General features: G+C 64.5%; 16 protein-coding genes. 9 read left to right on the plus strand and 7 right to left on the minus strand.

Annotation, left to right across the window (positions count from 1 at the left end; all coding sequences use genetic code 11):
- The 3 genes from Q0X68_RS10850 to Q0X68_RS10860 all read left to right on the plus strand — a co-directional run.
- A partial coding sequence (locus Q0X68_RS10850; protein ID WP_297751543.1) for a DNA/RNA non-specific endonuclease occupies positions 1-236 on the plus strand: 236 nt, incomplete at its 5' end.
- A gap of 10 nt (positions 237-246) precedes the next feature.
- A complete protein-coding gene (locus Q0X68_RS10855; RefSeq protein WP_297751548.1) occupies positions 247-714 on the plus strand; it encodes a hypothetical protein in 468 nt (155 codons plus the stop codon).
- A 15-nt stretch (positions 715-729) separates the two neighbouring features.
- On the plus strand, positions 730-1197 hold the full coding sequence (locus Q0X68_RS10860; RefSeq protein ID WP_297751552.1) for a hypothetical protein: 468 nt from the start codon (positions 730-732) through the stop codon (positions 1195-1197).
- Positions 1198-1296: 99 nt separating this feature from the next.
- Here Q0X68_RS10860 and Q0X68_RS10865 read toward each other — a convergent pair whose 3' ends face one another.
- Genes Q0X68_RS10865 through Q0X68_RS10875 form a run of 3 tightly spaced genes read right to left on the minus strand, consistent with a single transcriptional unit; the run spans position 1297 to position 3251 of the window.
- Positions 1297-2310, minus strand: coding sequence for an acyltransferase family protein (locus Q0X68_RS10865; protein ID WP_297751555.1), 1014 nt, complete (start codon positions 2308-2310; stop codon positions 1297-1299).
- A 54-nt stretch (positions 2311-2364) separates the two neighbouring features.
- Positions 2365-2766 (minus strand): hypothetical protein, encoded by a 402-nt coding sequence (locus Q0X68_RS10870; RefSeq protein ID WP_297751558.1) that lies wholly within the window; start codon positions 2764-2766, stop codon positions 2365-2367.
- Positions 2763-3251 carry an NUDIX domain-containing protein gene (locus Q0X68_RS10875; protein ID WP_297751561.1) on the minus strand — a complete coding sequence of 163 codons (489 nt, stop codon included), beginning with the start codon at positions 3249-3251 and terminating at the stop codon, positions 2763-2765. Before Q0X68_RS10875 ends, Q0X68_RS10870 begins: the two co-directional genes overlap by 4 nt.
- Positions 3252-3326: 75 nt before the next feature.
- Here Q0X68_RS10875 and Q0X68_RS10880 point away from each other — a divergent pair, with 75 nt between their 5' ends.
- Entirely contained in the window at positions 3327-5084 is a 1758-nt protein-coding gene (locus tag Q0X68_RS10880) for a biotin carboxylase N-terminal domain-containing protein (protein ID WP_297751590.1), read from the plus strand.
- A gap of 230 nt (positions 5085-5314) precedes the next feature.
- Here Q0X68_RS10880 and Q0X68_RS10885 read toward each other — a convergent pair whose 3' ends face one another.
- Together Q0X68_RS10885 and Q0X68_RS10890 are read right to left on the minus strand one after the other, a co-directional pair.
- Positions 5315-6112 carry a hypothetical protein gene (locus Q0X68_RS10885; protein WP_297751563.1) on the minus strand — a complete coding sequence of 266 codons (798 nt, stop codon included), beginning with the start codon at positions 6110-6112 and terminating at the stop codon, positions 5315-5317.
- Between the two features lie 68 nt (positions 6113-6180).
- Positions 6181-7578, minus strand: coding sequence for an NAD(P)H-quinone dehydrogenase (locus Q0X68_RS10890; protein ID WP_297751566.1), 1398 nt, complete (start codon positions 7576-7578; stop codon positions 6181-6183).
- Between the two features lie 309 nt (positions 7579-7887).
- Here Q0X68_RS10890 and Q0X68_RS10895 point away from each other — a divergent pair, with 309 nt between their 5' ends.
- From Q0X68_RS10895 to Q0X68_RS10910, 4 genes are all read left to right on the plus strand, one after another.
- Complete coding sequence (locus tag Q0X68_RS10895; RefSeq protein WP_297751570.1) at positions 7888-8682, plus strand: purine-nucleoside phosphorylase; 795 nt, start codon at positions 7888-7890, stop codon at positions 8680-8682.
- Between the two features lie 8 nt (positions 8683-8690).
- Complete coding sequence (locus Q0X68_RS10900) at positions 8691-10346, plus strand: phospho-sugar mutase (protein WP_297751574.1); 1656 nt, start codon at positions 8691-8693, stop codon at positions 10344-10346.
- Positions 10347-10479: 133 nt separating this feature from the next.
- Positions 10480-12282: a DUF2207 domain-containing protein gene (locus tag Q0X68_RS10905; RefSeq protein ID WP_297751577.1), complete on the plus strand. Its 1803-nt coding sequence runs from the start codon at positions 10480-10482 to the stop codon at positions 12280-12282.
- A gap of 188 nt (positions 12283-12470) precedes the next feature.
- Positions 12471-13859, plus strand: a complete 1389-nt coding sequence (locus tag Q0X68_RS10910; RefSeq protein ID WP_297751580.1) for a DUF222 domain-containing protein — start codon at positions 12471-12473, stop codon at positions 13857-13859.
- A 23-nt stretch (positions 13860-13882) separates the two neighbouring features.
- Here the strand turns inward: Q0X68_RS10910 and metG are convergent, their stop codons facing one another.
- Complete coding sequence (metG, locus tag Q0X68_RS10915) at positions 13883-15667, minus strand: methionine--tRNA ligase (protein ID WP_297751583.1); 1785 nt, start codon at positions 15665-15667, stop codon at positions 13883-13885.
- A 66-nt stretch (positions 15668-15733) separates the two neighbouring features.
- Positions 15734-16942, minus strand: coding sequence for an MFS transporter (locus Q0X68_RS10920; protein WP_297751585.1), 1209 nt, complete (start codon positions 16940-16942; stop codon positions 15734-15736).
- Positions 16943-17026: 84 nt separating this feature from the next.
- Here Q0X68_RS10920 and Q0X68_RS10925 point away from each other — a divergent pair.
- A partial coding sequence (locus Q0X68_RS10925) for a sensor histidine kinase (RefSeq protein ID WP_297751588.1) occupies positions 17027-17879 on the plus strand: 853 nt, incomplete at its 3' end.

Below are 17879 nucleotides of genomic sequence, written 5' to 3' on the forward strand. Positions count from 1 at the left end.
ACATCTTCGGCGGCTCTGGCAGACTAGACAACATCGTCGCACAACTCGACAACGTGAACCTGTCAGACATGAAAGTCATGGAGTACAAGTGGTCCCGCTGGCTCGATCAAGGCAAGGTCTTCGATGTCGACATCGACATCCTCTACGACAAAGACGGACTACGCCCCATCGGCTTCAAAATCACAGAAATCGTAGACGGCGTGCGCCAGGTACCGCACCACATCAAGAACAGTTAGGAACATGAGTATGAGTTTCCAAGACGCCTTTGAAGAATACGCGCCCCACTTCATCTGGGACGCCTACGACTACGCCAACAACTCACCCCAAATCGAGATGCTCTGGCTCCACATCGTCTCCAACGGCACCAAATCAGTCGCGCCGGCCACCATCTACCGCATCAACGGCAAACCCTACCTCGTACACGAACTACACAAAGTACTGGACAGTTTCGACTACGACGACGACGCCATCCAAGCCTTCTACGACCAGCAATTCGACTGCTGGGACGGGCTCTACGACGAATCCCAACCAGACGAACTACCCACCCGCATGATCCTACGCTTCCGACCCGAAGACCAAGACTTCACCGCAGACTTCCACTACGGCGACCTCCAACCAGGCCTCCCAGAATCACAACGCACCGCACTCAACGAACACGTCGAAAAATGGATCGAACGTCTCGAAGCCACCGGCAACGACTCCGCCGCCCCCTAACCCACCACCCACACCATGAGTTTCCAAGACGCTTTCGAAGAATACGCGCCCCACTTCATCTGGGACGCCTACGACTACGCCAACAACTCACCACAAATCGAGACCCTCTGGCTCCACATCCAATCCAACGGCACCAGATCCGCTGCCCCGGCCACCATCTATCGCATCAACGGCAAGCCTTACCTCGTACACGACCTACACAAAGTACTCGACGGTTTCGACTACGACGAAGACACCCTCCGAAGCCTCTACCGCCAACAACTCGACTGCTGGTACGGGCTCTACGACGAATCCCAACCAGACCGAATCCCCGACCGCATGATCCTACGCTTCCGGCCCGAAGACCAAGACTTCACCGCAGACTTCCACTACGGCGACCTCCAACCAGGCATCCCAGAAGAAGAACAAGCACCATTTGGCCGCCTCGTCTTCAAGTGGATCAGACGTCTCGAAGCCACCGGCAACGACTCCGCCGCCCCCTAACACAGTTGGTGTTGCATCCACCCCAGAAGCTGTGCGCTCAGTTGCTGCACAGGTCGCAGGCATCCGGCGAAGCGCAGAAGATCAAAGACCCATCTACTCTTACCTAACTGGAGGAGAGTGCCCGCGTTGTACAGGCAGTGGGCACTCAAAGAGGGACTTCACGAGCATTGAATGGTGTTGCAAACGCGCAAGCAAGGCACCCACCAATAGCGCAGCGGCGAGACTCAGACCCGTAACGAGCAACGACGGCAGGCCCCCCGCCACCGCCGATACTCCTCGCGACACCAATATCATGACCGGGAAATGACATGCGTAGTATACGAGTGAATCTTTCCCAATTCGCTGGAGCCAGTCAGCATCATCCTTGTTAAGCAGCAGCGGAGACCACGAAATAACCGCTCCGACTACAACCACCGCAAGAACCAGGTTCCAGATAACTCTAATTATCAGAGTATCACCCACCAACGCAGCCCCCTGGACATACAGCATAGCCAGAGCCCCAACCGCCAGGGAAATACGAACCCAGCGCATTTCGACCACCTGGCCCACCCCTCGGCGCATGCACCAGTCACCTAAGAGAAAAAAGATCCAGTAGAAAAAGATTTTCTGCAGAAATCCTCGTTCAGTTCCAACAAAAAATAAATTGGCAGATACCAGCACAGGAATAGATATCCACAAAGGAATCTTCACCACGAGAGGCGCGAGAAGGTAATACAGCAGCAGGAAGCTGAGATACCAAAGGTAGATCGTTTGCATCCAGAGCCAAGGCTTCACAAACTCAGAAAGTCTCCCGGCCACAGCGAGAAAAATCAATGCCCACACACAGTATGCCCAGAGTAGTACTCGGAACTTTCCTGAATAAAATCGAGTAAGCGACTTTCTGAGTGATCGGGAAAGGAGCATCCCTGATAAAAACATGAGCACGGGCATACGAAGGGGAGAAACAACGGTATTGAATCGCATCAGCCAGCGATTCGGCTCACCCCCCCCTGCATACAACACAGGAATCATCGTGGCGTGGAGTAGGAGCATCAGCAGAATTGCGGAGCCTCTCACTCGGTCCATCCAGTAAATTCGAGACTGCGTGCGAGGCATTGATTCCTTAATATCCATTACATCCGAGATCCTATCGCCCACGTAGGTCCAGAACGAATTTCTACCCACTTATCAGCGTTCCCAGTCGGTGCGGAAGGTGATGGCGCAGGTCTGGCCCGAAGCGGTGAACGCGCCCTGCCAGTGCTCGTTCTCGAACAGCAGCGAGTTGTTCTTGTCGGCCGTGATGGTGAAGCCCATCTGCGGCAGCACCGCGCGGTAGTACGCGGCCAGCTCGGCGCCCGTCGGTGCCGCGAACACCAGGGTGACGTTGTTGACCTGGTCGATCTCCTGCTCGACGATGGCATCACCCGGCACGCTCAACCCCGTCGGTGCGTACTCGAGCCGCACCGGCCGGCCCCCGTCCGGCACCGCCGCCGTGACCGACGCGCTCGGCGCGGGCTGCATCGTCGGCTCCTCTGCGGCGCAACCGACGACGGTGAGCGTCGCTGCTACAACCACGGCCAGACGTTTCACAGGTCCAAGGATGCCACGACCTCCGACGGTGCGCCCAGCGCCACCTGCACGCTCGCCGCGAGCCGCGGATGCTGCGGCATGGGCAGATCGTCGACGGGGAACCAGCCCACGTCGGTGGTCTCGTCGTGGTCGGGCCGCAGCTCGCCGCCGGTGACCTGCCCGACGTAGCCGTGGTCGAGGTACTGCGTTTGGTCGCCGTTCGCGTACGTGGCCGGCGGCGTGACGACGCACCACAGCATGCGCCCGACGCTGACGTCGGCCCCCACTTCCTCGCGAGCCTCGCGTTCCAGGCACTGGATGGGGTGCTCGCCAGGTTCGACGATGCCGCTAATCAGCGCCCACAGCCCGTTGTCAGCGCGCCGTTGCAGCAGCACTTCCGGTCCGTCGCGGCCATCCCGGAGGCACACGAGCGTCGCTCCGGCCAGCCACAACGGAGCGGTGCCGATGTGTCGTCGCAGATCCAAGATGAACTCAGGTGTTGGCATGGTTCCTAGGCTCTCACCCATAGTCGCGCTTCAGGGGCTAGACTCCCCGGTATAACCGAACCTGCAGAAGGGGGCATCGTGGCCATCTCGAAGGTACTCGTCGCAAACCGTAGCGAGATCGCTGTACGCATCATCCGCGCGGCACGCGACTCGGGCATCCAGTCCGTCGCGATCTACGCCGACTCCGACCAGCAAGCACTGTTTGCGAAGCTCGCCGACGAAGCCTACGCACTCAACGGCGCCACGCCGGCCGACACCTACCTCAACATTCCCAAGATTCTCAACATCGCCGAGCGCAGCGGTGCCGACGCGGTACACCCCGGCTACGGCTTCCTCGCCGAGAACGCCGATTTCGCGCAGGCAGTGATCGACGCCGGGCTCACCTGGATTGGCCCCCCGCCGGAGGCCATCGATGCACTCGGCGACAAGGTCAAGGCCCGCCACATCGCTAACAAGGTGGGCGCCCCGCTCGTGCCTGGCACGAAAGACCCGGTGGCCGACGCCGACGAGGTGGTGCGCTTCGCGGAGGAGCACGGCGTACCCATCGCTATCAAGGCGGCCTTCGGCGGTGGTGGACGCGGCCTCAAGGTGGCCCGCACGATGGAAGAGATCCCCGACCTGTTCGAATCGGCAACACGCGAAGCCGTCACGGCGTTCGGCCGCGGCGAGTGCTTCGTCGAGCGCTACCTCGATAAGCCGCGCCACGTCGAAACGCAGTGCCTCGCCGACCAGCATGGCAACGTCGTCGTGGTGTCGACGCGCGACTGCTCGCTGCAGCGTCGGCACCAGAAACTCGTCGAAGAGGCGCCCGCGCCGTTCCTTGACGACACACAGACTGAGCGTCTCTACGAATCGTCGAAGGCCATCTTGAAAGAGGCCGGCTACGTCGGTGCAGGAACGTGCGAGTTCCTGGTCGGACTCGACGACACGATCTCGTTCCTCGAAGTTAACACGCGGTTGCAGGTGGAACATCCCGTCTCAGAAGAGGTCACCGGCCTGGATTTGGTGCGCGAACAGTTCCGCATCGCCGACGGCGAAGAGCTCGGCTACGACGATCCGACGACGCGCGGGCACTCGTTCGAGTTCCGCATCAACGCCGAGGACGCGGGTCGCAATTTCATGCCCGCACCCGGCACGCTCACCAAGTGGCACGCGCCCAGCGGGCCGGGGGTGCGCGTCGACGAGGGGTACCACGCCGGCATGACCATCCCAGGCGCCTTCGATTCGCTCGTCGCCAAGGTGATCGTCACCGGCGCGACACGTGAGCAGGCCATCGAGCGCTCCCGTCGCGCGCTGGATGAGCTCGTCGTGGAAGGTATGCCGACGGTGCTGCCGTTCCACCAAGCGGTGCTGCGCGATCCGGCCTTCGTCGACGATTTTGCCGTGCACACGCGCTGGATCGAGACGGAATTCGAGGGCGACATCGCCGCCTACCAGGGCGTCCTTGGCGAGGCTGACGACGTCGAGGAGCCCGAGATCATCACCGTCGAGGTGAACGGGAAGCGCGTCGAGATCAAGCTGCCGGGTGGGCTCGGCACGGCATCGACGCCGAAGAAGAAGCGCAAGCCGACCAAGCGCGACCGTGGCGGCGCGAAGGTGTCCGCACCCACCGGCAACGCGTTCCCGGCGCCGATGCAGGGCACCATCGTCAAGGTGAATGTTGCCGAGGGCGACACCGTCGAGGAGGGTCAGACCATCGCCGTCATCGAAGCGATGAAGATGGAGCAGCCGCTCGACGCGCACCGCAGCGGCGTGGTGCAGGGCCTCAAGGTGGAGCAGGGCCAGACGGTCACCGCCGGCGAGGTGCTGCTCGAGATCGTGGATCCCGAGTAGGCCGCCGCACCCGGTCGTCGAGTAGCGGGCGCAGCCCGCGCATCGAGACGCCGACGGACGGAAACCAACCCGATATCCACATTCGTTTGCTGTGCAGGCCGTTTGTGCCCCGTTTTGACAAACGAATGTGGATATCGGGTTAGCCAGGTGATGGGAGAGGGTGTGGTTTCGATACGCGCCTCCGGCGCTACTCAACCATCTGAAGCGCCTCCGACCGTCGGCAGCGCGTCTCAGTCGCCGAACATGCCGAACAGCAGGCCGAGCCCACCGAACATGAGGGCGCTGGAGGCGATGCTGCGCATCGTCGGGTCCATGTCGTAGCGCCCGTAGTAACCCTGCGCGTACGGCACGAAGGCCTGGTTCTCCCAGTAAGGCAGCATTTGCCCTTGGTAGTTGACCATTCGGATGGATGGATCGGCACCCAGGCTGACACGCTGAGCGTCGCGGGCACACGCCGGCACCTTCCGTGGCGCGCCGCCTGCGGGAGCCCACATCACGTCCTCCACCGACGGGCCATGCGCCGGGTCGAAGAAGCACGGCGGGCGGCGCTCGGGCAGCGGATCGCCGTTCACGCGCGCCTTCACACACGCCGCCGAGAAGCGCCCTTCCTCCAGAATCTCCGCGACGCGCTTCAGATCGTCGACGAACTGAACACGCTCCAGCGTCGCTTTCGCCCCGTCATAGGCGTCGAGTGCGCGGGTGTAATCGGCGTGGGCCTCGGCGTCGAGTTCACGCCCGACGACGTCGAGATCGAGGTCGCGAAGCTCCGTCCCGAACGACGTGATGTCGTCAGCCAGCGCGTCCTTGGACTGATTGAATTCTTCCGCCGAGATGATGCGCTGATGGCCAAAACCCGAGGTGGGCGCGCCATATGCCGGCTGCGCCTGTGGATGAAAAGGACCGGGGCCGTAGAGTTCCTGGGGTGGCGGCTGCTGCGCGATGCGACGGCGGCTGCTGTACCGCTGAGCTCCATAGGCAGGGGCGCCGAGGATCACGAACAGCACGAACATGAGCAGTATGAAATCCACGGCAATCCTTCAATCGAGGGTGACTTCCAGAGTACAACCCTCAACCCAACGGCGCCCGGCCGCGAGAATCAGCTGGTGAGCAGACCGTCGTCGCGGGTATGCAAGCGACGCGCAGCTTCCGCCACGGAGCCCGACATCGACGGGTACACGGTGAAGGTGTTGCTGAACTGGTCGACGGTGATGCGCTGGCGCACAGCGAGGGTGACGGCGTGGATGAGCTCCGACGCGCGCGGTGCGACGACGACGCCGCCCACGATGATGCCCGTAGTGGGAAGACAGAAGAGCTTGACGAATCCGTCGCGGAACGACTGCATCTTCGAGCGGGCGTTGCCGTCGAGCGAGAGCATGACGGAGGCGACGTTGATCTTCCCAGAGTCGGCTTGCTCCTGCGTGACACCCACCGTCGCGACCTCCGGCGAGGTGAACACGTTCGACGACACCTGGCGCACATCGAGCGGCGTGACAGCGTCGCCCAGCGAGTGCTGCATGGCGATGCGGCCTTGCATGGCTGCCACGGATGCGAGCGGGAACACGCCCGTCACGTCGCCGGCTGCGTACACGTTGGCGACGTTCGTGCGGGAGACCCTGTCGACGGGGATGTGGCCCCACTGGGTGGTGACCACGCCGGCGGCGTCGAGGCCGAGGTCGGCGGTGTTGGGTGTGGCGCCGACGGCGAATAGCGCGTGCGACCCTACGATCTCCTCACCGGTAGCGAGCGTGACGACGACCTCGTCGCCCTCCCTGCGGGCGGCGAGCGCGCGCGACTCAGCCTTGATTTCCATGCCGCGCTCGGTAAACACCTTCTGGAGCGCGTGGGCAGCGTCGGCATCTTGCCCGGGCAGCACCTGCGAGCGCGACGACACCAAGACGACGTCACAACCCAGGCCGCGGTACGCGCTGGCGAACTCCATGCCGGTCACGCCTGAGCCGACCACGATGAGGCGCTCCGGTAGCTCGTCGAGTTCGTAGAGTTGCTTCCAATTCAGGATGCGCTCGCCGTCGGTTTTGGCGTCGGGGAGTTCACGCGGGGTGGTGCCGGTGGCGAGGAGCACGACGTCGGCGTCGAGCGCGGTTTCACCGTCGTCGGAGTTGACGATCACGCGCTCGGCTCCGTCGAGGCGGCCGGTGCCGTCGATGATGGTGATGCCTTCGGCTTCGAGGCGCGCGCGGATGTCATGCGACTGCGCCCGCGCGAGCGCCATGATGCGACGGTTCACCTCGGCGAAGTCGACGCTCACCGCGTCGGAGCCGCCGTCGATGCGCAGGCCAAGCTCCTTCGCGTGCTCGATGCGGAAGAGCACCTCGGCGGTTGCGATGAGGGTTTTGGATGGGACGCAGTCGGTGAGTACCGCTGCTCCGCCGAGGCCCGTGCGCTCCACGAGCGTTACCTCGCCCCCCAGCTGGCGCCCCACGAGCGCCGCTTCGTATCCGCCTGGTCCGCCGCCGATGATCACAACCTTGGTCACGCCCCCATCCTTGCATACCCAGCGCTTGGTCGGCAGCGAAACGAGCGCCCGGCGCCTGCGTCGTGCGTCGGGCTCGCTCCGTCGCTACGCCGTGCTGGCTCCCGCCACGGCGCCCCGCCTCGCCCGGGCAGGTGCAACCTGTGCGGCAACAGAGCGGATCAAGTGTCACCTGCTTCCCGACGACGCCTCGTCGCGGCGAAGCAGGTGACACCTGTTCCGGAACAGAGCCGCACAGGTTACGTCTGCCCGACTACGGCGATGGGTGTACACGGCTGCGGACATCCCCCAGCTACTCGTAGACTGGCTGGCATGACGCAAACCCCGGAAGAACTTGCCCGCGACGCAGCGCAGCATCTCAGCGCACTTGTCCCGACGATCGACCTCGCCCTGGTGCTGGGATCAGGCTGGTCGAGCGGTGCCGACCAGCTGGGCGACACCATCGCCGAAGTAGAGCTCGCTACGGTGCCTGGATTCGCTAAGCCCGTTGTCAGCGGCCACGGCGGCGCGCTGCGCGTCGTGCGTACGGCCGCCGGAAAGACCGCCGCGGTGTTCACCGGACGCACCCACTACTACGAAGGCCGCGGCGTCGCCCCCGTCGTGCACGGCGTGCGCACCGCCGCGAGCTGGGGCGCCAAGCAGATCGTGCTCACCAACGGATGCGGTGGCCTCAACCCCGACTGGGCGCCGGGCACCGTCGTGCTCATCAAAGACCACATCAACCTCACCGGCGACACCCCGCTCGTCGGCGCCAACTTCGTCGACATGACCGAGGCCTACTCCAAGCGCCTGCGCGACCTGGCCCACGGCGTCGACGCATCCCTCCCCGAGGGCGTGTACGTGCAGTTCCGCGGCCCCCAGTACGAAACCCCCGCCGAGGTGAAGATGGCCGGAATCCTGGGCGGCGATCTCGTCGGCATGTCAACGACGCTCGAAACCCTCGCTGCCCGTGAGGCTGGGCTCGAGGTACTCGGGCTGTCGCTGGTGACCAATGCTGCGGCTGGGATGAGCGGCGACAACCTCGACCACGCCGAAGTGCTGCAGGCCGGGAAGGATGCGGGCCCCCGCCTGGCATCGCTACTCAGCGGCATCGTCGCTGCACTCTAGGAGGAACCATGTCCATCATCGACGACGCAATCGCCTGGCGCGACGCCGACTTCGACCCCGACACACGAGCCGAACTCGCCGACCTCATCACCCGAAGCGAGTCGCGCGACTCCGACATCGCGCGCCCAGCGCTGGAAGCCCTCGAGAGTGCCTTCGCCGGCACGCTCCAGTTCGGCACCGCCGGGCTCAGGGGCCAGCTCGGCCCCGGCCCTGCGCGCATGAACCGCGTCGTCGTCACGCGCGCAGCCGCCGGATTCGCCCGCTGGCTCCACGGCGAAGGCATCACAGCCGGGACGGTCATCGTCGGGTATGACGCCCGGCATAAGTCGGCCGACTTCGCCCTCGACACCGCGCAGATCTTCGCCGGAGCGGGTTACGACGTGCTCCTCACCGACGAGCCCACCCCCACCCCGCTCATCGCCTACGGCATCCAACACTACGGTTGCGTCGCAGGCATCGTCGTCACGGCCTCGCACAACCCGCCGCAGGACAATGGCTACAAGGTGTACCTCGGCGACGGCTCACAGATCGTCCCGCCCGTCGACGACCAAATCGCCGCCTGCATCGCAGAGGTCGCGACGGAAGACCTCACCGCGCTGCCCCGCAGCGACGAACGGACCATCATCGGCGACGACCTACGCGACGCCTACGTCGCGCGCTTGCAGGAACTCGTCGGAGCTGACGCCCCGACGGATGTCCGCTGGGTGCACACCTCGATGCATGGCGTCGGCGCCCGCGTCGTCCGCCAAGCCGCACGCACTCTTGGGTTCCCGAAGCCCGTCGAGGTGTCCGAGCAGTCCAACCCCGACCCGGATTTCCCCACCGTCTCGTTCCCCAATCCCGAGGAGCCAGGCGCCATCGATCTGGCGCTTTCCCTCGCCCGCCACTCCGAAGCGGATGTCGTCATCGCCAATGATCCCGACGCCGACCGGTGCGCCGTCGCGACGAGAATGGACGGCGATTGGCGGATGCTCACCGGCGACGAGCTGGGCGCACTGCTCGGCGACGACGCCATCCGCCGCGGGGTCCCTGGCGTACTCGCGAACTCCGTCGTGAGCTCAACACTGCTGCGCGCCATGGCACGCGACGCCGGGCGCGAACACCAGACCACACTCACCGGGTTCAAGTGGATCGGACGCGTGCCGAACCTCGCATTCGGCTACGAGGAGGCCATCGGCTACTGCTGCGACCCGCAAGCGGTGCCCGACAAAGACGGCATCTCTGCAGCCATGGCGGTGCTGCGCATCACCGCCGAGCTCAAGGCGGAGGGCAAGACCATCCAGAACCGGCTCGACGACATCGCGCGCCACTACGGCGTCTACGCTACATCCCAGCTCGCGGTGCGGGTGGCGGATCTGTCGATCATCGCCCAGGCCATGGCGAAGTTGCGCGGCAATCCGCCGACGACGCTGCTCGACCAGCCCGTCACCGTCGTGGATTTGCTGCCGGGGTCACCGGAGCTTCCTCCCACCGACGCGGTCGAACTCACTGGCCAGCGCGTGCACGTCGTCGCCCGCCCGAGTGGCACGGAGCCCAAGCTGAAGTGCTACCTCGAGGTGCGCATGGATCCCGCCGACGACGTGAGCCGCTCGCGCGACGCTGCTGCCGAACTGCTCCGGCGTCTGCGCGAGGAGATGGCGGAGGCCCTCGGCGTCGAGGAGTGATCTCCCAGTTGCTCGACTGAGCGCACACCAGATGGAAATAACCGCCCTATGAGGGCCAGAATTCGCATCTGGTGTGCGCTCAGTCGACGTCCAGGCGACAAACCCTGACACAGCGCATCGTTAAGATTGGCCCATGACGAAACGGCGGATCTTTGCGTTATTGGCCGGCCTCCTGGTGTTCTTCATGGCGGCTCCTGCCGCTCATGCGCAAGAGGGCACCCCGTACCGCGACATCAACGTGGACGTGCGGCTCGACGAGCAAGGCACCGCCCACGTGACGATGGACTTCACCATGGAATTCGACCAGAAGTCCGGGCGCGGGCCCGTCTTGCGGTTCTTCACCACGCAGAAGGATGGCCAGAATCCCGACGAGGAATACGTCTTCGACTACTCCAAGCCGAAAGTCTCATCCCCCACGGGCGCCCGAACCAACCTCAAGGTGACGGATGGCCAGAACGCGGTGGAGTGGAGAATCGGCGACAAGGATGTCCGCTACCGCGAGCCCCAGCAGTACAAGCTGGAGTTCACGGTGAAAGGCATCGCCTGGGACGATCACCCGCAATCCGGGCTCGCGGAGTTCAGCTGGCAGATGTTCTCCAAACTCGATGCGCAATTCACGAACATCAACGCGACGATGTCCGGCCCTGTGGACGTGGAGAAGACCGCCTGTTTCACCGGCCCCGCCAACCGCACCGAATGCCCAGCAACCATCGATGGTGGCAAGTCCCACATTCACATCGACAGCATCCCCACCAGGCAGGGCGTCCAGCTCGTCGCGGGCTTCCCCAAGGGTACGTTCAACGGCGCGACACCCAGTAAGCGACGGGTACCTACCGTCGGCTCCAACCTTACTCCGGGTGTCGTTCCCGGCGCGGCAGCAGGTGGCCTCTCCATCGTCGCTGCCATCGGCACCTGGGTGATGACCCGACGGGCGAAGCGCGACCTGGTGTACCTCGGACTCACGCCTGGTCTCGCACCGGCAGAGGGTGAGGACGCTCCCGTCGGGCTCAAAAATACGAGCAAGATTCCCGTCGCAGTGCAGTTCCAGCCGCCAGCGGGCGCCACGCCTGGCGAGATCGGCACACTCATCGACGCGACGGCGGACGGCATCGACGTGTCCGCCACCATCATCGACCTCGCCGTACGCGGCTATCTCCAGATCATCCCCGACCCGAACGGCAAGGACTTCACCCTGCGCGCGCTGGGCAAGAGCACCGACGGCCTCCACACCTTCGAGTACACCCTGCTCAACCTCATTTTCGAGGGCAAGCAGACGCGCTCCACGCAGGAGTTGCGCGACGAGCGCTTCCACGACGTCATGGCACAGGCACGTCAGGGGCTCTACCACCAGATGACGAAGAACAAGTGGTTCGTGCAGGATCCGCGGACGAGCGGCGTGATGAAGTCTACGATCGGTGTCGTCATCGCCCTGGCCGGGGCGGGGCTCGGATGGTTGTTGTACCAGCATTCTCTGGCCCTGCTCGGGCTGCCCCTGGTTGTGCTGGGCATTGGCCTCATCGTGGTGGGTATGAACAGTAAGCGCCGCACCGCGCGTGGCTCGGCAATGCTGCAGCAGGCGCGCGGGTTTGAACTGTACCTGCGCACCGCCGAGGCCGAACAGATCAAGTTCGAGGAAGGTATCGATGTATTCAGCCGATACCTCCCCTTCGCCATGGTCTTCGGAACTGCAGACCGCTGGGCGAAAACGTTCGAGCAACTCGAGCGCGAAGGTCGCTACCGCGCTGACCGAAGCTGGATTGCCAGTGACGCCGCCTACGACGCCTGGTTCTACAACTCGATGGCCAATAACTTCGCCAGTTCGTTCTCTAGCTCGGTGAACGCCGCGTCCGCAGCCCACGCGAGCACGAGTTCCTCGGGCGGTTCCGGCTTTAGCGGTGGCGGTGGCTTCGGCGGCGGCAGCGCCGGCTCGTGGTGAGGTGCTTCTTCAGATCGTTTCAAGACGACCGCTTCGCGGTCTCCTCAACGATCGGGCTGAGGGTAACGCGCGGCCTCCTCAATGACCGGATGGATAGCCCCGTAAACCCACGCTGACAAGGCCATCCAAAATTGTCAGAGGTGCCGTCTACAGTGTTGCACGTACCTGGAACAAGGGGGTGAACAAGGATGTTGACGGCAACTGGAGTCGACGCGTTACAGCTCGCTGCCGACGCACGCCAGCAGCGCAAGCTGGCGCAGATCGCGGAGGTCGTCGGTCTCGCGCGGGCGGCCGAGGAATACCACGTGACGCGCTCCGACGTGCAGGACGCCCTCGAGCAGATTGCCCAGGAAGCCGCCGTCACGGGGCGTCTCGGTGCGCCTGCGGTGGGTGAATTCTTCGCACTCGAAGCTGCCGCGGTGCTGGGCATCAGCCCAGGTGCGATGTTCATGAAGCTCCACGCCATCTTGTCGGTGCAACACCGCCACCCCATCATGTGGCAGCGCTTCCTCGCCGGCGAGCTCTGGTGGCACGAGGCCGCGGAAGTCGAAGATCTGTGTAGCGGCCTCACGCTCGAGGCCGCCCGCCGGGTCGATGAGTTGGTCGACGTCGCGCGTCGCACACTTTCTTGGTCGACGGTCGTCCAGCGGATGCCGCACTACATCGCACTAGCATGCCCCGCGGAGGCGCAGCGCCAACGGCAGCGCCAGTCCGCGCGCAGGCACGTGCGCGTGGGCAAGTTTGAGCACGGCAGCGCTCACATCGACGGGCTACTCGACGCAAGAGACGCCGTCGATTTCGAGGGCGCCATCTCAGAGCTCGCGAAACGCCTTCCAGACCCCGACGACCCACACGCGGTGCTGACGGCAGAAGACAAGCGCCAGATCCGCCGGGCTGCCGCCGTGGGCGAGCTCGCTCGTGCGGCGCTCGGGCAAGACACGCTGCCCACGCACACACTCGTGGTGCACATGGACGCCACCGATCCGGCACTCGACCCCGACGACGACGGCACCGGCGCTGCGTGGGTCGAACGCTGGGGCACACTACTCAGCGAGGATCTCCCGAGCTTCCTCGCGGGCTCCAAGGTGACGGTTCGCCCCGTCGTAGATATCCGTCGCCTCACACCAGAGCACCAGCACGACCCCTCGTTGCCGCTGCGCTTCGCCATCCAGCAGCGTCATCCGACGGAGGTCTTCCCCTACGGCACCCGGCCGTCGCGGTCCTGCGATCTCGACCACGTCGAGCCCTACCGCGACGACGGAACGCCCGGCCAGACGAGGCCCGGCAACCTGGCGCCATTGTCACGGCGGACGCATCGCGCCAAGACATTCGGCGGCTTCGTCCTCCACCAGCCCGCACCGGGCGTGTTCCACTGGCGAACGCCGCACGGGTGGGAGTTCGTCGTCGACGATCTCGGTGTGCACCGCATCACTTCACCGCCCAAGCGGGTCCCCGACGAGCCCCCTCCCGAGCCATGGGACGCGCATCCGCCCGAACCCCCGCTGCCCGACGAGCCTCCGCCTCCTGAACGTGAGGTGCTCGTCGCGCTCCAGCATGAGCTCTTCCCAGCGTGCTGAACCGCTAGCCCGGTCTTGCCCAGTCACTCGCCAATCGGCGCCCAGCTAGGGCCTGTCTCGCCGAGCTTCTCGTCGAGCTTTTGGAACAGCGGGCTGGGCTTGTCCAGCGGCGTTCCCGGCACGATCGCGCGATGTTCCCAGGCCGCCAGCTGCGTCGTGTAGTCGCCCTGCAGCGTGGGGTACGTCATGTCGCCGTCGGTCACTTCGACGATCTCCGGCTGTGCCGCCCACACGCCGTCGCCGCCCAGCGCCTCGAACACCTTCTGCGCTGAGTGCGGCAGGTAGGGCGTGAGCAGCGTGTTGCAGTCGGTCACGGCCTGGAGCGCGACGTAGAGGATGGTGTCGCGACGCTCGGTGTCGTCCTTCTTCTTCCAGGGCTCCTGATCCGAGATGTACTTATTGGCCAGTCCAACAATGCGCATCGCCTCGGTGATGCCGGCCCTGAAGCGCCGTGCTTCGATGTGTTCTCCGACGGTGATGAACGCCCGCTCGCATTCCGCCAGCAGGGCGCGGTCGTCGTCGGTGAACTCTCCTGGCTTCGGCACCGCACCGATGTTCTTGTGCGCCATCGAGATGGAGCGGTTGACGAGGTTGCCCCACTCGTTGGCGAGTTCGTAGTTGATACGGCGGACGAACTCGTCCCACGTGAAATCGGTGTCGTTGTTTTCAGGCCCGGCGACGGCGATGAAGTAGCGCAGTGCGTCGGGGCCAAACTCGGCGAGGAAGTCTTTCACGAAGATGCTCGCGCCGCGCGAGCTGGACACCTTCGAGCCCTTCATCGTCATGAACTCAGAGCTCACCACCTCGGTGGGCAGCTGAAGCTTCCCGAGCGACGGGCGAACCTCGCCGCCCTCGCTGCCCTCGCCGTTGCAGCCGAGCAAAATAGCCGGCCAGATCACGGAGTGGAAGACGATGTTGTCTTTGCCCATGAAGTAGTACGACTTCGTCTCGGGCTCGTTCCAGAAGGTGCGCCAGGCGTCCTCGTCGCCGGAGCGTTTGGCCCATTCCTTCGTCGCAGACAGGTACCCAATCACGGCGTCGAACCAGACGTAGATCGACTTCATCGGGTTGTCTTCCCAGCCTTCGACGGGTACCTGGATGCCCCAGTCGAGGTCGCGCGTGATGGCGCGTGGGTGGAGGTCCTCCAACAGGTTGTGGGAGAACTTGAGGACGTTGGGCCGCCACTCTTGGCGGGTGTCGAGCCATTCGCCGAGCTTGTTGGCAAGCTTCGGCAGGTCGAGGAAGTAGTGCTCGGTTTCGACGAACTTCGGCGTCTCGCCGTTGGTGCGGGAGCGCGGGTTGATGAGATCAGCCGGATCAAGCTGCTTGCCGCAGTTGTCGCACTGGTCGCCGCGGGCACCGTCGTAGCCACACAGCGGACAGGTGCCCTCGATGAAGCGGTCGGGCAGCGTGCGCCCGGTCGACGGGGAGATCGCGCCCATCTGCGACTGCTTGGTGAGGTAGCCGTTGTCGAGCAGCGCGAGGAAGATGTCTTGTACGACGGCGGCGTGGTTCGGCGTCGTGGTGCGGGTGTAGAGGTCGTAGCTGAGCCCGAGGCCCTGCAGGTCTTGCACGATCTGGGCGTGGTACTTGTCCGCGGTCTCGCGGGCGGTGAGCCCCTCCTGGTCGGCCTTCACCTGAATCGCGGTGCCGTGCTCGTCGGAGCCAGACACCATGAGCACGTTATGCCCGCGCATTCGCATGAACCTTGAGAACACGTCGGAGGGAACTCCAAAACCGGAGACGTGACCAATGTGGCGCGGGCCGTTGGCATACGGCCAGGCGACGGCGTTCAAGATGTCGGACATGGGCGTCATTGTATCGCCGGCACGTACCCCGCTTCACCTCGCGCGGGCGCTGTCGCGGATTTCTGATCAGGAGTAGGTGCGACGCAACGTATCCGGGGTGCCGATCCACGCCAGCGCACCCAGCAGCAGGATCGCGCCGGTGACGCCGAACGCCCAACCGAACCCCATGGCGTCGGCGATCGCGCCAGCTGCCAGCGGCCCGACGATGGAACCGACGTCCGTCATCATCTGCGTGCTGGCTACCACTTTGCCGGCCGAGCGATCGCCGCCGATGACGTCGGCGGTCACGGCCTGCGACGCCGGATTGAACATGCCCGCGCCGAATCCGGCAAGCAGGCAGAGCGGAAGGGTGAGCCACATCGACGCGGTGAACCCCAGCATGATCGTAAAGACGCCCGCAGCTGCCAGCCCGCCCATAATCATGGGTTTGCGGCCGTGCCGATCGGCGAACGTCGACGCGAACGGCAGCGCGAGAGCCGTGCCGATCGCGAAGAGCGCGAGCGCCGCGCCCGCCACCCAGGCCTTATCCGACACCACGGCAGCGATGAACAACGGCACCAGTGCGGTGCGAACGCCGAGGTTCGCCCAGCCGTGCCCAAACAGGCCCGGAATGTTCGCCAGGAATGCCCTATCTCGAAACGCCTCAGCCAGGGTCATGGGTGCGGAGGCCGCGACGCCACCCGTCGTCCTAGTAGGTGATGTCGACGGCATCTTCGCCCACATGATGATGCCGGCAATCAAGAGCGCACCCGCGTACAACAGGAACGGCACAGCCACCCCAAACTCCGCCAGCGTGCCGCCGAACACGGGCCCCACCATGTTGCCGATCATGAACATGGCCCCGTACAGCGCTGACACCCGCCCGCGCATGTAACTGGGCGCGACGCGAATCAGCAGCCCCATCGCGGAGACGGTAAACATCACGGAACCGACGCCGCCCAGCGAGCGGAAGATCAGCAGCTGCCAGTAGTTTTGCGCGAAGGCGGTGAGTGCCGAGGACGCTGCGACGGTGAACACCCCGACGATGTAGATGGCCTTTTCGCCGAACTTCGACACGAGCGAGCCGGCCGGTGTCGCCCACAGCAGTCGGAACACCGCAAAGGCGCTCACGACGACGCTCGTCGCGGTGACCGCTGCGTCGGGGAACACCTCTTTCGCCATCGAGTTCGCGAATTGCGGCAGCACAGGCGCGATGAGCCCAAACCCCATCGCAATAGAGAATGCCGCGGCCAGGAGCACCCATACGCTCGACGGCAGACTCTCTTTGCTTCTCATCGCCCACATTCAATCACCACGTTCAAGCAATCTCACCCGCTCGAGGGATCTGCACGTGCCCACCGCCAGCTAGCATCAGCAACTATGCAGACCCGCCCATTGCCCCCGAACTGGTTGCGCACCGACGCGCTCGTGGCATTTGCGCTCGCCGCGCTGGGTTGCGGTATGTCGTGGCTCGTCATCGCAGCCGACATGTCGATCTTCTCCCAGTTGTGGGGGTTGCAGTGCCTAGGCACCGTCGTGAGCTCGTTGCCGTTGGTGTGGCGCCGGCGGTTCCCCCTCGTCGCGGGTATGGCGCAGGCCGTGCTGTACACCGTGGCGAACTTTTTTACCGGGATTGACATCTACACCTCGCAGGTGGTGCTGTTCCTGGGCTTCTACTCCATCGGCGCGTGGTCGTCGAAGCGCGGCCAGGCGCTGCTGGTGCGCATCATGATCTGCCTGCTCATGGGGGTGAGCTTCGTGGTGGCGTCGTTTGCGAATCTGGGGAAGATCACGCAGGCGGAGGCCATCAGCGCCACCCAACTGGCGGCGTTCATCGTGATCAACAGCGTCGTGAACGTCGCGTTCTTCACCGGTGCCTGGATTTTCGGTGACCAGGCGTGGGATCAGGCGATGGAGCGGGCCGAACTCGAAGACGCCGACGCCAACATCAAGCAGTTACAGGCCCAGCTGGTGGCGGCTGCCATCGAGGAGGAGCGCCTGCGCATCGCCCGTGAGCTGCACGACGTCGTGGCCCACCATGTCACCGCCATGTCGGTGCAGGCAGCGGCGGCACGACGGCTCATCGAGCGCGACCCGGACGCCGCAACCGTGTCGCTCAAACAGGTGGAATCCAGCGCCCGCGCCGCAGTGAGAGATCTCCGCAGCATGGTGCTCACGTTGCGCGACACCGACGACGCGCCCGCTCCGGAACCGACACTCGCAGACCTCGCTC

Origin of the sequence: uncultured Tessaracoccus sp. (assembly GCF_947286155.1) — a bacterium.
Taxonomy (GTDB): Bacteria; Actinomycetota; Actinomycetes; order Propionibacteriales; family Propionibacteriaceae; genus Arachnia.

Bases quoted from the DNA above. Each gene is read 5' to 3' on its own strand.
- Q0X68_RS10855 (WP_297751548.1), top strand. From the start codon at position 247: ATGAGTTTCCAAGACGCCTTTGAAGAATACGCGCCCCACTTCATCTGG.
- Q0X68_RS10860 (WP_297751552.1), top strand. From the start codon at position 730: ATGAGTTTCCAAGACGCTTTCGAAGAATACGCGCCCCACTTCATCTGG.
- Q0X68_RS10865 (WP_297751555.1), bottom strand. From the start codon at position 2,310: ATGGATATTAAGGAATCAATGCCTCGCACGCAGTCTCGAATTTACTGG.
- Q0X68_RS10875 (WP_297751561.1), bottom strand. From the start codon at position 3,251: ATGCCAACACCTGAGTTCATCTTGGATCTGCGACGACACATCGGCACC.
- Q0X68_RS10895 (WP_297751570.1), top strand. From the start codon at position 7,888: ATGACGCAAACCCCGGAAGAACTTGCCCGCGACGCAGCGCAGCATCTC.
- Q0X68_RS10900 (WP_297751574.1), top strand. From the start codon at position 8,691: ATGTCCATCATCGACGACGCAATCGCCTGGCGCGACGCCGACTTCGAC.
- Q0X68_RS10905 (WP_297751577.1), top strand. From the start codon at position 10,480: ATGACGAAACGGCGGATCTTTGCGTTATTGGCCGGCCTCCTGGTGTTC.
- Q0X68_RS10910 (WP_297751580.1), top strand. From the start codon at position 12,471: ATGTTGACGGCAACTGGAGTCGACGCGTTACAGCTCGCTGCCGACGCA.
- metG (WP_297751583.1), bottom strand. From the start codon at position 15,667: ATGTCCGACATCTTGAACGCCGTCGCCTGGCCGTATGCCAACGGCCCG.
- Q0X68_RS10920 (WP_297751585.1), bottom strand. From the start codon at position 16,942: ATGAGAAGCAAAGAGAGTCTGCCGTCGAGCGTATGGGTGCTCCTGGCC.